Source organism: Noviherbaspirillum sp. ST9, assembly GCF_048799745.1.
In the GTDB taxonomy this organism is placed as follows: domain Bacteria; phylum Pseudomonadota; class Gammaproteobacteria; order Burkholderiales; family Burkholderiaceae_D; genus Noviherbaspirillum.
The window spans coordinates 13,528-28,239 of sequence record NZ_JBLWFR010000011.1; the positions used below are offsets into that span (position 1 = coordinate 13,528).

11 protein-coding genes are annotated in these 14,712 nt (G+C 63.1%); 4 read left to right on the forward strand and 7 right to left on the reverse strand.

Annotation, left to right across the window (positions count from 1 at the left end; all coding sequences use genetic code 11):
* Positions 1–4 precede the first annotated feature (4 nt).
* On the forward strand, positions 5–1,879 hold the full coding sequence (locus ACNOHI_RS22215) for a sensor histidine kinase (protein WP_420476899.1): 1,875 nt from the start codon (positions 5–7) through the stop codon (positions 1,877–1,879).
* Complete coding sequence (locus ACNOHI_RS22220; protein ID WP_420476900.1) at positions 1,876–3,213, forward strand: sigma-54-dependent transcriptional regulator; 1,338 nt, start codon at positions 1,876–1,878, stop codon at positions 3,211–3,213. Before ACNOHI_RS22215 ends, ACNOHI_RS22220 begins: the two co-directional genes overlap by 4 nt.
* Positions 3,214–3,226: 13 nt before the next feature.
* On the opposite strand, the gene ACNOHI_RS22225 is transcribed toward ACNOHI_RS22220, so the two are convergent.
* The 5 genes from ACNOHI_RS22225 to ACNOHI_RS22245 form a co-directional block, all read right to left on the reverse strand.
* Positions 3,227–5,599 (reverse strand): response regulator, encoded by a 2,373-nt coding sequence (locus tag ACNOHI_RS22225; RefSeq protein ID WP_420476901.1) that lies wholly within the window; start codon positions 5,597–5,599, stop codon positions 3,227–3,229.
* Positions 5,600–5,800: 201 nt separating this feature from the next.
* Positions 5,801–6,910 carry an alpha-hydroxy acid oxidase gene (locus ACNOHI_RS22230; RefSeq protein WP_420476902.1) on the reverse strand — a complete coding sequence of 370 codons (1,110 nt, stop codon included), beginning with the start codon at positions 6,908–6,910 and terminating at the stop codon, positions 5,801–5,803.
* Positions 6,910–7,593, reverse strand: coding sequence for a Fe2+-dependent dioxygenase (locus tag ACNOHI_RS22235; RefSeq protein ID WP_420476903.1), 684 nt, complete (start codon positions 7,591–7,593; stop codon positions 6,910–6,912). Before ACNOHI_RS22235 ends, ACNOHI_RS22230 begins: the two co-directional genes overlap by 1 nt.
* A gap of 22 nt (positions 7,594–7,615) precedes the next feature.
* Positions 7,616–9,877, reverse strand: coding sequence for a TonB-dependent receptor (locus tag ACNOHI_RS22240; protein ID WP_420476904.1), 2,262 nt, complete (start codon positions 9,875–9,877; stop codon positions 7,616–7,618).
* 106 nt (positions 9,878–9,983) lie between these two features.
* On the reverse strand, positions 9,984–11,027 hold the full coding sequence (locus ACNOHI_RS22245) for an extracellular solute-binding protein (RefSeq protein WP_420476905.1): 1,044 nt from the start codon (positions 11,025–11,027) through the stop codon (positions 9,984–9,986).
* A gap of 184 nt (positions 11,028–11,211) precedes the next feature.
* On the opposite strand from ACNOHI_RS22245, the gene ACNOHI_RS22250 reads away from it, so the two are divergent.
* Complete coding sequence (locus ACNOHI_RS22250) at positions 11,212–11,361, forward strand: hypothetical protein (protein WP_420476906.1); 150 nt, start codon at positions 11,212–11,214, stop codon at positions 11,359–11,361.
* A 55-nt stretch (positions 11,362–11,416) separates the two neighbouring features.
* On the opposite strand, the gene ACNOHI_RS22255 is transcribed toward ACNOHI_RS22250, so the two are convergent.
* Positions 11,417–12,445 carry an isocitrate/isopropylmalate dehydrogenase family protein gene (locus tag ACNOHI_RS22255; protein WP_420476976.1) on the reverse strand — a complete coding sequence of 343 codons (1,029 nt, stop codon included), beginning with the start codon at positions 12,443–12,445 and terminating at the stop codon, positions 11,417–11,419.
* Between the two features lie 243 nt (positions 12,446–12,688).
* Here ACNOHI_RS22255 and ACNOHI_RS22260 point away from each other — a divergent pair, with 243 nt between their 5' ends.
* Complete coding sequence (locus ACNOHI_RS22260; protein ID WP_420476907.1) at positions 12,689–14,143, forward strand: alpha/beta hydrolase; 1,455 nt, start codon at positions 12,689–12,691, stop codon at positions 14,141–14,143.
* On the opposite strand, the gene ACNOHI_RS22265 is transcribed toward ACNOHI_RS22260, so the two are convergent.
* Positions 14,140–14,682, reverse strand: a complete 543-nt coding sequence (locus ACNOHI_RS22265; RefSeq protein ID WP_420476908.1) for a bacteriohemerythrin — start codon at positions 14,680–14,682, stop codon at positions 14,140–14,142. The two genes, ACNOHI_RS22260 and ACNOHI_RS22265, sit on opposite strands and share 4 nt — an antisense overlap.
* Between the last annotated feature and the right edge of the window lie 30 nt (positions 14,683–14,712).

The following is a 14,712-nucleotide window of genomic DNA, read 5'->3' on the forward strand; positions in this document are numbered from 1 at the left end:
TTTCATGCCCCCAAGACAACGCTTTCCCCGCTTTGCCGCCCTGATTCTTGGCGTGGCGGCAATCATCATTGGCGTCGGACTGTTCGCCTACCGCACCAGCCTGACGCTCGGCCTGGCCGAACTGCAGGCGACGGGACGTCACCGGCTGGACTTGTATGCCGCCAGCCTGGAACGGGAAATTGACAAGTACGCCTACTTCCCCACGACCTTGGGGTTGGAGCGCGACGTCCTGCAGTTGTTAAAGACACCGGATGCAGCGCCGGAACAGGCCGTGCAGGTCAACCATTACCTGGAACAGCTCAATGAGCGGGCCGGCACCCTTTCCATCTACATTCTGGACAGCAAGGGCAAGGTGCTGGCGTCCAGCAATTGGCGGCGCGCGGACAGCTTCCTCGGCGAAGACCTCTCCTTCCGCCCCTATTTCCGCCAGGCGATGGATTCCGGGAACGGCCGTTTCTTCGGCATCGGCACCACGCGCGGCGAGCCGGGCTACTACCTGTCCTCCGCCCTCACTGACGATCACGGCACCCTCGGCGTCGCCGTGGTCAAGGTCGGGCTGAAACAGCTCGAAAAATCCTGGGCAACGGTCGAAGCCCCGGCGCTGGTTTCCGATGAAAACGGCGTCGTCATCCTGGCATCGGTGCCGGAATGGAAATTCACCACCTTGAAGCCGCTGGACGACGCCACCCGGAGCGCCTTCGACCGTACCCAGCAATACAACCGCCGCGCCCTCAATCCCCTCGGCGTGGTGGAGATGGCTGAACTGGACCACGGTGCCCGGCTGGTGCGGCTGCCGAAGGTGGAACCGGTGACCGTATCCATGTTCCCCATTGCGGGCACCTTCCTCGCCCAGACGCAGGCCCTGCCCGGCACACCGTGGAATATCACCGTGTTCTCCCCGCAGGAACAGGTTCGCGGCACGGCGATCAACCGCGCCGCGCTTGCCGCGGTCGGCGCCGCCTTCCTGTTCATCCTGGCGCTGATGCTGAACGACCGGCGGCGTCATCTGAAAGACAGACTGGCCGCACAGGCGGCATTGCAGAAAGCGCATGACGAACTGGAACGCAAGGTCACCGAACGCACGCGCGACCTGTCTTCGGCCAACACGCGGCTGCAGCAGGAAGTGGCGGAACGGACCCAGGCCGAACGTACCCTGCGTGCCGCCCAGGACGAGCTGGTGCAGGCCGGCAAGCTGGCGGTCATCGGCCAGCTCGCCGCCGGCGTCGCGCATGAGTTGAACCAGCCGCTCGCCGCGTTGCGCACGCTGTCCGGCAACGCGCGCAAATTCCTTGCGCGCGGCAACCAGGAGACGGCGAGCAGCAACCTCGAGCGCATCGATGAACTGGTCGACCGCATGGGCAGCCTCACCGCGCAGCTGAAATCCTTCGCGCGCAAGTCCTCGGGCCAGCCGCAGGCAGTCAGCCTGCGCCGCGCAATCGATAACGCCCTTTTCCTGCTCGAACAGCGCTTCCGGCAGGCGCAGGTTGTCGCCTGCATCGACTTGCCGGAGGAGGACATCCACGCCTGGTGCGATGCCAACCGGCTGGAACAGGTGCTGGTCAACCTCATCGGCAATGCACTGGATGCGATGGAAGGCGTGAACGACGGCGCGCTGTCGATCTCGGCCCGCCGCGACGGTGCGCACGTCCTGCTGCAGGTAAAGGATCGCGGGCCAGGACTCAGCGACAATGCACTCGCGCACCTGTTCGAACCGTTTTTCACGACCAAGGAAACCGGCAGCGGCCTCGGACTCGGCCTCGCCATTTCCGCCGGCATCGTCGCCGACTTTGGCGGCACCCTGACGGGGAACAATCACCCGGATGGCGGCGCCGTCTTCACCCTCGATATCCCCGCCGCCCCGGGAGGGCAAGGAACATGACGCAAGCATTGCAAGTACTGGTGGTCGAAGACGACCCGGACGTCCGGCTCGGTTGCGAGCAGGCGCTGCAGCTGGAAGACATTCCCGTGAGCGGCGTCGACAGCGCGGAAAAGGCGCGGCGCCAGATCACGCGCGACTTTGCCGGCGTGGTGGTGAGCGATATCCGCCTGCCGGGGATGGATGGCATGGCCCTGCTCAAGGAAGTACGCAGCATCGATCCGGACTTGCCGGTAGTGCTGATCACCGGGCACGGCGACGTGTCGCTCGCCGTGCAGGCGATGAAGGACGGCGCGCACGATTTCATCGAAAAGCCGTTTTCCCCGGATTACCTCGTCGAAGTGGTGCGCCGCGCGCTGGACAAACGCCGCCTGACGCTGGAAGTGCGCCACCTCCGCTCGCGCCTCGAAGGCCGCGAAAAACTGGAAGGCCGCCTCATCGGCCGGGCCCCGGCCATGGTTCGCGTGCGGCAACTGGTGACCGATCTCGGCAACAGCGCCGCCGACATCCTGATCGCAGGCGAAACCGGCACCGGCAAGGAACTGGTGGCGCGCTGCCTGCACGATGCGGGACCGCGCGCCGGCGGCAATTTCGTCGCCATCAACTGCGGCGGCCTACCGGAAACCCTGTTTGAAAGTGAAATCTTTGGCCACGAGGCCGGCGCCTATACGGGCGCTGGGAAACGCCGCATCGGCAAGATCGAACACGCCAGCGGCGGCACCCTTTTCCTGGACGAGATCGAATCCATGCCGCTCGCGATGCAGACGAAACTGCTGCGCGTGCTGCAGGAACGCAGCCTGGAACGACTCGGCTCCAACACGCCGATCCCCGTGAACTGCCGGGTCATTGCGGCGACCAAGTGCGACCTCAAGGAATTGTCGGACCAGGGCCGTTTCCGGGCTGATCTCTATTACCGCCTGAACGTTGCCACGCTGCCGCTTCCTCCTTTGCGTGAGCGTCGGGAAGACATTCCGCTGCTCTTCGAGCATTTCGTCCTCCAGGGCGCGGCTCGTCACGAGCGTCCCGTCCCCGAAGCCGATCCCGCGCGGTTGCGCCGGCTTGTTTCCTATGACTGGCCCGGTAACGTCAGGGAATTGCGCAACGTGGCGGACCGGTGTGTACTTGGCATCGAAGCCGGCTTTCCGCCCTTCGGCACAGAGGTGCCGTCCGGTCCCCAGCCGCTGGCGGAATCGGTTGCCGCCTTCGAACGCGCGCTGATCTCGGACGCCCTGGCAAGGAATGGCGGAAGCCTCGCCCGCACGGCGGAAGCACTGGGCGTCGCCAAGACCACGCTCCACGACAAGATCCGGAAGTACCAGCTCGGCGAGCAAGCGTGAAGAAGACGAACGCTTACGTGGTTGCCAGCGCGGTCATCGTCGACGCCAGCAAGCGATCGATCTCCGTCATGGAAACGGGCTTGGTCAAATGAAGATTGAAACCCGCCGCCCTTGACCGCGCGCGGTCCTCTTCCGTCCCCCAACCCGTCACCGCGACCAGTACCACGGCGGCGCCCCCCGGCAGGTGACGGAAGGCCCGCGCGACTTCATATCCGCTCATGCCTGGCATGCCAATGTCGAGGAATGCGATATCCGGGTGGAATTCGCGGGCCAGCTCCAGCGCCTGGGCGCCATCTCCGGCGAGACGAACGCTATGGCCGCTCTGTTCAAGCAACGCCGCCAACGTGTCAGCCGCGTCCAAGTTGTCGTCCGCGACCAGCACGCGGAGCGATCTTGACTGCGGCGACGTGCCACTCAGGGCGTCGCCGGCGGGCGCGGCATCATGTCCCGAACCGTCCACGGCAAGGGGCAGGCGAACCGTAAACGTGCTGCCTCGTCCCGGGCCCGGACTGGCTGCCGATACGCTGCCGCCGTGCTGCTCCACCAGGCGGCGAACCAGGCTGAGGCCGATCCCTAGACCGCCGTGGACAGCGTGTGTCGAGCGTTCGACCTGCGTAAACATGTCAAACACTTCCGCAATCGCGTCCGCGGGAATGCCGATTCCCGTGTCGAACACATCAATGACCGCTTCATCGCCTGCGCGTGTGGCCGCCAGGCCGATCGAACCGCCGGGCGGCGTATATTTGGCGGCGTTGTTCAAGAGATTGCCGATCACCTGCGCGATGCGGATCGGGTCGACATCGAGATACAGGTCCTCATCCGGCAGGTCGATCGAAAATGCATGTCCGCCGCCCTCGATCAGCGGCTGGCTGGTTTCCACCGCGCTGTTCACCATGCTCTTGAGCTCGACGCGCTGTATCTTGAGCTCAAGCTTGTTTCCGGCAATGCGAGCGATGTCCAGCAAGTCGTCGACCAGGTGGACAAGATGGCCGAGCTGGCGGTCCATCATTTCGCGTACCCGGGAAACGGTTTCGGCATTGTCTCCGGCGAGGCGGATCAGTTCGAGTCCGGACCGGATGGGCGCCAGGGGATTGCGCAATTCGTGCGCAAGGATCGCCAGGAATTCCGTCTTGCGCCGATCGGCCGTCGAAAGATCCTCAGCCAGGCGTCTCAGCGCTTCTTCGGCGCGCTTGCGATCGGTGATATCGGCGGCCGTCCCCAGGATCCGAGGCGACTCCCCGTCCGTCGAGAGCTGAAGCAAACCCGTCATGTCGATCCAGCGCAGCTCGTGCCCCGGCCTGCGGAAAAAGCGTCCCTGGAAGCGCAGCCGGTCGCCGCCATCCATCGTGTGCGCAATCGCCTGTTGCAGTGCCGGCGCGTCCTCGGGATGGAGGAATCCCGACATGAAACCGGCCATGTCCGCAGGCGCATCCTCTTTGGAAAATCCGAAGATTTCAATCAGCCGCGCGTTCTCCCACGTCACCCGGTCCGACGCCGAATCCCAGACCCACAAGCCCAGTTCGGCAGCTTCCGTCGACAGGCGCAAGCGTCGCTCGCTCGCCATCAAGGCGTCGGCAGCCAGCCGCTCGTTCGTCGCATCGTGGAAGATCATCGCGTAACCGCGCAATTCCCCGGCCGGATCCTTAAGGGCAATCGTGACGCCGTCGGCGAAAAACCGCGAGCCGTCCTTGCGCACATACCAGCGCTTGCCTTCGGCGCGGCCGGCGTGCATCGCCTGCTCCATCTCATCCTGCGGACAGCCGACTGCACGGTCGTCGGCCGTATAGATCAGTTCAGTCGAGCGGCCCACGGCCTGCTCCGGCGACCAGCCGGTGATGCGCTCGGCGCCACCTTCCCATTCCGTGATCCGCCCGTGCGCGTCAGTCACGATGAAGGCGTACTCCTTGGTATTGCCGAGGATGAGGCGTATGCGTTCGTCCTTGGCGCTCAAGGCCGCGGCATGACGTTCGCGCTCGATGCGGGCCAGCTCGCGTGTCTTGCGGTGCAAGTCGACAAAGAACGCGACCTTGGCCCGCAGCACGGCAGGAATCACGGGTTTGGTCAGATAGTCGACCGCGCCGAGCGAGTAGGCCTTTTCCACGGGAAAGGCGTCGTCGTCCGCCGCCGTCACGAAAATGATCGGGACGTGACTGGCCCGGGGATGGTCGCGGATGAGGCGCGCCGTGTCGAATCCGCTGATGTCGGGCATGCGCACGTCCAGCAGGATGACGGCGAAATCGGTCCGCAGCACGTGTTTCAACGCCTCGCTGCCCGAATTAGCCCGCACGCAGGTCTGCCCGAGTGTTTCGAGCACCGCGTTCAGCGCCAAAAGCTGTGCCGGATCGTCATCCACCAGCAGGATGTTGATCGCGTCGTTCGTATCCATCGTTATCCTGTTCTTCACGCTCCGCCAGCCCAATACCATTCCGGAAAGCAACTGGAGCGTTGATCCTGCATGCGCAGGGAAGAATGCATTGTGTCGGAAATATTACCTGCGCGAAGAAGGCAGGGTTTGCGAAGACGCTAATGCGCGTGCTGGAAACAAGGAATGCCGCGAGCCAACAGGAAGGCTGCCGAAGCCGATCATCTACGTTGCGATGGTCTCGCCGGCCCCATCGAGCGTCCTGCAACCGCATAGCGCCATGGCAATTTCAAGCTCGTCGCGAAGCAGGCGCAGTACGTGGGACACCCCCATCGCGCCCGCATTGGCGAGGCCGAAGACATAGGGCCGGCCGATCAGGACGGCGTCTGCGCCAAGCGCAACGGCCTTCAGCACATCGGTGCCGCGGCGTATCCCGCCATCGACAAGAAGCGGGTACCCGGCGCCGACCGCATTGCGGATCGCCGGAAGAAGGGCCGCGGTCGCGGGCATCGTATCTAGCGTGCGGCCGCCGTGATTGCTGACGATTAACCCTGCCGCACCCGATTCCTTGGCGAGGAGCGCGTCTTGCGGATGGGTAACACCTTTGAGCAGCAAGGGCAAGCGGGTTTGGCCGCGCAGCCATTCGATATCCTCCCAGGTCGGGGCATGGCGCAGCAGGCCGTCGAACATGCGGCTTTGGCCGGGGCCCAGCGTAATGGTCGCAGGCGGCGGCATTGTGGACAGGTTGACGGCGGAGATCCCCGGCGGCAGCGTGAATGCCGCCCGCCGTTCGCGGTCACGGGCGCCGCTGCATGGCGCGTCCACAGTGATAACCAGGGCTTCGTAACCGGCCTGTTCTGCGCGCTGAACGAGCTCAAGCGTGAATGCGCGGTCGTGCTGGAAATACAGCTGGAACCAGAGCGGTCCATGCGATGGTTCGCCGAGGTAGGCTTGTGCAACATGTTCCAGCGAAACGCTCGCCTGACTGCTCAGGACCATGCCGGCCCCCTGCATTCCTGCCGCAATTGCGGAAGCGATTTCACCGTCGCGATGGGCCATGCGCTGGAAGGCTACCGGCGCAAGCAGGATGGGATGCGCGAGCGTGCGTCCCAGCAGTCGCACACGTGTATGGCCGCCTCTCAGGTCGCGCAGCACGCGCGTCTGCAAGGGCATGGCGTCCCACGCACTGCGGTTCGCGCGCGCCGTGATTTCATCTCCCGCGCCGCCGGCGAAATAGGCCCAGGCATTGTCATCGAGCTTTTCGCGCGCATGCCGCTCGTGGTCATCCAGCGTCACGAGTTCGGGCGGAATCGGTTCGACGGCGGGAACGTGCATCAAGTGTCCCCCCACATCCTGAGCAGGTTGTGGTACGTGCTGGTCAGGCCGACGACTGCGGGATCCGACTCTCCGACCATCGTGCGCAGGCGTATCAGCGCGGAATCCATGTTGAACAGCAGTTCGCGCTGCTCGGTGGAGCGCACCATGCTCTCCACCCACAAGAAGCTGGCGATTCGTTCGCCACGGGTCACCGGTTCGACGCGATGCACCGTGGATGCGGGATACAGGACCATGTCACCGGCAGGGAATTTGATGCGACGGTCGAGATAATTGTCTTCGATCACGAGTTCGCCGCCGTCGTACTCATCGGGTTCGCTGAGAAACACCGTGCACGACACGTCGGTCCGCACCTTGCTGCCGTCGGCCAGGTAGCGCACCGAGGTGTCCACGTGATTGCCATAGGTATTGGCCTCGCCGCCATACCGGTTGAACATCGGCGGCGCGATGCGTTTCGGCAAGGCCGCCGGAAAGAATGTCGGGTGGCGGTCCAGCGCATACAGCACCAGATCGCGCACCACTTGCGCTTCCTCGCACTGTTCGGGCAACTGCAGGTTGTTCTTGGCCTGCACCGCCTGCGGGCCCGAGGTTGTCCGTCCGTCTGCCCAGGAGGCGCGGGCGAGGACTTCCCTCGCCCTGCGGACTTCATCTTTCGACAAGACGTTTTTCAGATGAAGAAGCATGTTGTGTGACTCAATGAAAGACTTAGAAGCGCGCCACGAGCGTCAGCAGCGCCGTGCGTGCCGGACCGCTGATGGAGAAGCCCGGATAGAGCTGGTCGCCGTAAGTCTTGTTGGTGACGTTGTTGATGTTGAGCTGTGCCGTCCAGGTGTCGTCGATGACGTACTCTGCCATCAGGTCGCCGACCACGTAGCCCGGAGCTTTCGCAGTCTGGCTGGCTGCGCCCGACGTCCCCAGCAACGGACGATTCACGGAAGCGCCATGGATGCCGCCGGCAATGCGCAATTCCGGCGTCGCCTGGTAGCTCAACCACAACGCGCCGGTATGCTTTGGCGTGAGGCCGACCGGTGCGCCAACGAGCGACGTCAGGCCAGCGGGCACGGCGGTCGAGCTGCCGACTGCATCAATGGTTGCCTTGTGGATGTACGAATACGACATGTACACCTCCCACTGCGGCGCCAGGCGTCCGATCACGTCGAATTCCACACCCGTTGAATGGCGGCGTCCGGACAACAGGTAGGCCGAGCCGGCAAAGTCGGAATCCGTCGTGCGCTCGTTGTACTTCTCCGTACGGAACAGCGCGCCGCGCGTGGACAGCTTGCCGTCGAGCCAGTCCAGCTTGGCGCCGAGCTCGATGTTGCGGCTCTTCTCCGGCGGCGTGTTCGCATTCTGCGGCGTCACGTACTGGTAGGTGTCCGCTGCGGTATTGAACGACGTGCCGTAGGACAGGTGGAAGGACGCGGCATTCGTCGGCTGGAACAGCACCCCGGTCCGGTAGCTGACCGGCGATTCGGACAGGCTGGAAGTGACGCGCGTCGGCACTCCGGCGGCGGAATAGCTGATCTGGTCGAAATCACCGCTGAACTTGTCGAAGCGGATACCGCCCAGCACCTTCCACGCCGGGGCAACCTGCACCACGTCCTGCACGTAGGCACCGAAGGACTTCGCCTCGTAGGCGCTGGTCGAACGGTATGCCGGCGTCACGCCAAAGGTGGTGCCGTCATTGGGCGTACCGACCAGGGTCGTTCCCTTGTTGAAGCCGGTGACGACGGCGCCGAAAGCGCCGAAGCGGTCAGCCTCTTCCACGGCAGCGTCGACGCCGGCAAGGAGTGCGTGCTGCACGCCGAACCAGTTGAACTTGTCGCTGTAATCGCTCTGCGCATAGGTGCCGCGGTACTCGTCCTTGCGCGGTGCGAGGCCATTGCGCTGCAGGACCGTATTCGCGTTCAGGTTGGCCGAGGTCGTGCCGGCGGCGAACGCTGCACGTGAGCTCCATTGCGAGCGGTCGAACTTGCCGCTCCGTACCTGGCTGCGCAGCTCGGCACCATCGCCGAAGCGGTGGATATGCGCGAAGTTCGCATAAGTGGCCTTGCCCAGCGCGTAATCGCTGCGCGTCCCATAGAAATTGCCCGCCTCGATATCCGGTACCGCGCCGCCAAGATAGGCAATGCCCGCCGGCGGAATATTGTCGGTGTTGAGATGGAACAGGCCGACATTGAACTCGTCCCGCGTGCCGATACCCCAGCTGAAGCTCGGCGCCACGCCGTACTTGTCGATTTCGGCCCCCTTGTTGTCGGCGACGTTACGCATGACGTTCAGGCGCACGGCCGCATCGTCGCCGGTCTTGAAGTCGAAGTCACCGGTCACGCGCTTGTTGCCGTGTGTGCCGACAGTTGTCGACACTTCATGCTGATCGGCGAGGAAGGGGCGCTTGGTGACCTGGTTGATCACGCCGCCGGTAGAGCCGCGGCCGAACAGCATGGAAGCCGATCCACGCATCACTTCGACGCGGTCGTAGTTAAAGGTGTCGCGGTCGTACTGCGACGGATCACGCATGCCGTCGATCAGCAGGTCGCCGGTCGTCGCCACCGGGAAGCCGCGCATGCGGATGTCCTGGTCGGTGCCGTTCTCGGTTGCGGCAAAGGTAATGCCGGCGGTGTAGTGCAGCGCTTCGCGCAGCGTCGACAGCTTGGCGTCGTCCATCAGCTTTTCCGTCATCACGGTCACCGACTGCGGAATGTCCTTGATGTCCTGCTGGCCCTTTCCGATGCTGGTCGTGGTAGTGCGCACGGATTCCTTGCTTTGGGTTTCCTTGACGCCCTTGACGTTCACCGTGGACATCACCTGCTCCGGCGCGTTGGTCTGCGCCATGCTGGAAACGGAAACGGCCAGCATCACCGCGCCGAGCGGGAGGCCGGCCAGACGGCGTTCGCCGGCAGGACGATGCGATGGATCCGCGAGTTGCGGAATTACGGAAACGGGGCGTTTCCCGGACTTTTCTTTCATTGCCATACCTCGATTTTTATTCGTCTGGCTGGCTATCGAAAGAATGGCTGGCGACGACAGTTGATAATGAAGGGCGCGCCAACGCGTGCCCTATTTGGAAATCTGGTTATTTGTAGCCGGCGCGGTCGAGAATTTTTTGCGCGGCGATCTGGTTCTTGCCGATGGCAGTGACCGGGACGTTCTCCGCCTTGAACTTGCCCAGTCCCTGCAACGCCGGATTTTTCACCACGGTCGTGGCGACGGCAGGCCATTCGTTATTGCCGTTGGCGAAATACGCCTGGGCCTCATCGGTGGTCAGGTATTCAAGGAATTTGACGGCCGCCTCGCGGTGCGGCGCATTGCGCGCGACAGCGCCGCCCGCGACATTGATGTGCGTGCCGGACGTGTCCTGGTTTGGCCAGACGAATCCCACCTTGTTGATGGCATCGCGGTCTTCCGCCCTGGTGGAACGCAGCATGCGGGCGTAGTAGTAGGAGTTGACCAGCGCAACACCGCACTCGCCGGTGGCCACGCCGTTGATCTGGTCCGTGTCGCCGCCGCGCGGGGGACGGGCGAAATTGCTGACCATGCCCTGCGCCCATTTTTCCGTCGCCTGTTCGCCGTTACGCTCGATCAGCGCGCCGATCAGGGAAAGCATGTACGGATGCGAACCGGAACGCGTGCAGACCTTGCCCTTGTTTTTGGGATCGGCAAGGGATTCGTAGGTCAGGACGTCGTCCTTCTTCACGTTGACCTTGTTGTAGACGATCATGCGCGCGCGCGTCGAGAAACCGTACCACTGTGCGCCCTGCCCTTCATCGCCGCCGCGCAGGTTCTGCGGAATGCGCTCGTCAAGCACTTTCGAACGCACCGCCTGGAACAGGCCCTCAGCCTGGGCTCGCCATAGTCGCGCGGCGTCGACCATCAGGATGACGTCGGCAGGACTGTTGCGGCCTTCGGTACGCAGCCGCTCCAGCAATGCGTTGTCGTCGGCTTCGATGCGGTTGATCTTGATGCCGGTCTGCTTCGTGAACTGGTCGTACAGCATTTGGTCGGTCTGGTAATGCCGTGCCGAATAGAGGTTGAGCACGTTGTCTTCCGCATGGGCGGGAACGGCGGCAGCAAGGGTGGCAACAGCGGCTGCGACGGCAGAACGAAGCGCAATTTTCATGAAAATCCTTGATCTGGAGAATACGAATGATAACGATTCTCATTATAGACTGAAAGGTTTTTCTATGTTTACATCCACTCGCGTTGCAAGGATGTGTCTTTCATTGCCAACGCATGACGAAACCTTCTCGTCGAACGCTGCCCTAATGATGTTCGTGCAATAGCCTTTTCACAGGAGGAATTCCATGGCCATCAATACGAAAAACAAGTATCCCGCCGACAAGACCGGGACCAAGTACAGCGAGTTCAGGAACACAAAACGGACACCGCCCGGCAAGGCGCGCACCGAGCGCAATACCGGCAGTACGGGACAGGAAGGAGGAAAAACGTCGTGATGGGCATGCAACTCGTGCGGCCATGGTGACGGCCGCCGAGCTGCATGCATAAGCTTTAGAGGCGCTTGATCAGCGCCGCGGTAAATTCTGATGTTGACGCCGTACCACCAAGGTCACGCGTCCTCACGTTGTCCTCGAGCAGCGTCTTCCGGATACCGTCGCGAATGCGTCCGGCGAGATCCGGCTTGCTGACGTGATCCAGCATCATTGCGGCGGCCAGCAGCAGCGACACGGGGTTGGCGACGCCCTTGCCCGCAATGTCTGGCGCCGAGCCGTGTACCGCTTCGAAGATTGCCGCCTGTTCGCCAATGTTCGCGCCAGGGGCCATGCCGAGGCCACCAATCAGACCGGCGAGCTGGTCGGAAAGAATGTCACCGAACAGGTTCGTACATAGCAGCATGTCGAACTGCCATGGGTTGAGGACAAGCTGCATGGCGCAGGCATCGACAATGCGGTCGTCGACGGCGACGCGCCCCTCGTATTCCTTCGCTACATCACGCGCCGCCTCGAGGAAAATGCCGGTCAGCGCCTTCAGCACATTGGCCTTGTGCACGATGGTGATTTTCTTGCGGCCGTTCTTCACCGCGTACTCAAAGGCGAAACGTGCAATGCGGCGGCAGCCTTCGCGCGTGTTCACGCCGGTGGATACCGCTACGGCACGCGGGTCCGAGCCGACCGGCACGAAGTATTCATGCGCTACGTAGAGACCTTCGATGTTTTCCCGCACGAGGACGATGTCGATGTCCTCGTACCGGCCGGGAATGATCGTCTTGGCCGGACGCAGGTTGGCGTAGAGCTTGAACTCTTCGCGCAGACGTACGTTGACTGAACGGAAGCCCCCGCCCACGGGTGTTGTCAGGGGCCCCTTGAGCGCCAGCTTCGTACGGCGGACGCTGTCCAGCGTGGCAGCAGGCAAGGGATCGCCGCCGGCATCAATCGCGGCCATGCCCGCCGTTTGCGTCTCCCAGACAAAAGGCGAACCCAGCGCGTCGAGGACGTCCACTGTTGCCTTGGTCACCTCCGGCCCGATCCCGTCACCGGGAATCAGGGTTGCCGGAATACGTTCTCCTGATGCGCTCGCCATCGCCTTCTCCTTGTCCTTGTCCTGTTCTTCGTTGTCCACAAGCAAATCATGTCGAGAATAGCACCGCTTTCCTGTCATCTTGCTTACAGTCATCTTCGCTTTCCGACAGCGTTATGCCAGCTGTCGGGGCAACTCTTTGACAATTGTCATCCCTTGTCCGACTCGCCGGATAAATCCGTGGTTCCGTCCCTCAATACCTTTCAATAGCGGCCGTGACGCGCCGGACAATTTCTGAGGTGGACAATGAAAAGAACAACGGCCTTGTGCATGGCGCTCCTGCTGCTCGCGGGATGCGGCGGAAAAGACGACGATGAACCTGCCGCCGCGGAGCCGGCGCCAGCGCCCGCCGCTCCGGCCGCGGGCGCGACGCCGCCGGTCAGGCTGCAGGAATCGCGGACGTTTACCCTCGATCCCGCGCACCTGCCATTCGGTCCCATGGGTGGCGTGACAGCGGAAACCGACCGCTGGCATGGGGTCCTGAACGGCGCCGGGTATCGCGTCGAGGTGCCGAAGAACTGGAACGGCAGGCTGGTCCTGTACGCCCATGGTTACGACGGAATCGACCCGGTGCTGAAGGTGCAGGACATCCCGATCCGCCGCTACCTGGTGGAGAACGGCTACGCCTGGGCCGCTTCCACGTTCAGCAAGAACGGCTACGACGTCCAGGCGGGCCTTGAGGATACAAACGCGCTCGCACTCGCCTTCACGTCCATCGCCGCGCAGAACAACCGGCCGCTGGCAGCGCCGTCCAAGCTCTATATCGTTGGCGCTTCGATGGGCGGCCATGTCGCCGCCGCCGCGGTCGAGCGAGAGTCTCTGGAAACGGCGATCAGCAAGGTGAAATACAACGGCGCGCTGCCGATGTGCGCCAACGTGGGCGATACCGACCTGTTCGGTTATGCCACTGCTTATCAGCTCGCGGCGCAATATCTTGCGGGGGTACCTGCAACAACGTTCCCGGTTACCGATTTCGCCAGCAAGGAGGACCGCATCAAGCGCGAGCTGTGGCGCATCTTCCCGGCCATCCCGACGGACCAGGGGCGCAAGCTGATGGCGGCCTTCGTCAGCCTGACTGGCGGTCCGCGCCCGATTGCCGAGGACAGTTTCCGCCTCAAGCCGATGCAGGACCCGGTCTGGCGGCGCTTTGGTGACGACGGGACCATCGACGGGGTCCTGAACAAGAACATTGCCGACACCACGGGCGTGGTTTATCAGCTTGATGGTGACCCCGCGCTCTCGGCGGAGGAGCAGACGATGAATGCAACTATCCTGCGCGTGGCGGCGGCGCCCGATGCCAATCCGCGCCGCAGCGTCGGATTGCGCTGGGTGCCCAAGGTCAACGGACAGTTCGATGTCCCGGTCGTCACCCTGGCAGGACTCGGGGACCTGTTCGTCCCGTTCAGCATGCAACAGATCTACAAGCGGCGCGCGATCGCAAACGGCAGCGATCGCTGGCTGGTGCAACGCGCCATCCGCACTCCCGGACATTGCGACTTTACGATTGCGGAACTGGTCGAAGCCTTCCAGGCGCTGGTGAACTGGGACCTGACTGGCGCGAAACCGGGCGGCGATGATGTGCTGGACCCGGCGGCGGTCGGCAGCGCGAATTACGGATGCGCGTTCACGCGGAACGCCGCGGGTGAAGATGATCCGGGCGCGCTGGATGCGGTGCGAAGGCTGTTGCCGTCCTGCTCCTAGCGCAGTCCGAAGAGCGTCGCGAAGAATCCGCGATGCTTCGCTTCCGGTGCGCTGCGCTCCTGCGGGTGCAACTGTGCACTGATGGCGGCGGCCTTTTCTGCGAGTGAGACCTGCCGTTGCTCCGCCGCCTTCTCAGGCGCGACGTGCTCGGCGTACCATTTTCCGAAGCGCAGATCGTGCGTCATGATGTGGCCGACCAGCCATTTGTTGAGGAAGCGGCGCAATTCCTGCACGCGATCCTCTGTCCAGGCGTCGCCATTGCCAAGGAAGTCCGCGACATGGCTGGCGAAGTCCTCGTGCAGTTTCAAGTGCTGCTCGAAGGCCGGATAGCCGCTCTTCTCCATCAGCGCCTGCTCGTTGGAAAAATGGACGACGACGTAATCCAGGAGTTCTTCCACCGTCTGCTGCACGGACTCCAGGTTCAGCGCCTTCACCAGCGTGAAGAGGTGCTGATGCTCGTCGTCCACCTGCTCGATATTCACCTTGAATCCCTGGCGCCACTCGATGACGAATGGTTTATGCGGATCTTCCTGCGTCATGTCCGTTCTCCTGATGCATGTCGATGCGGC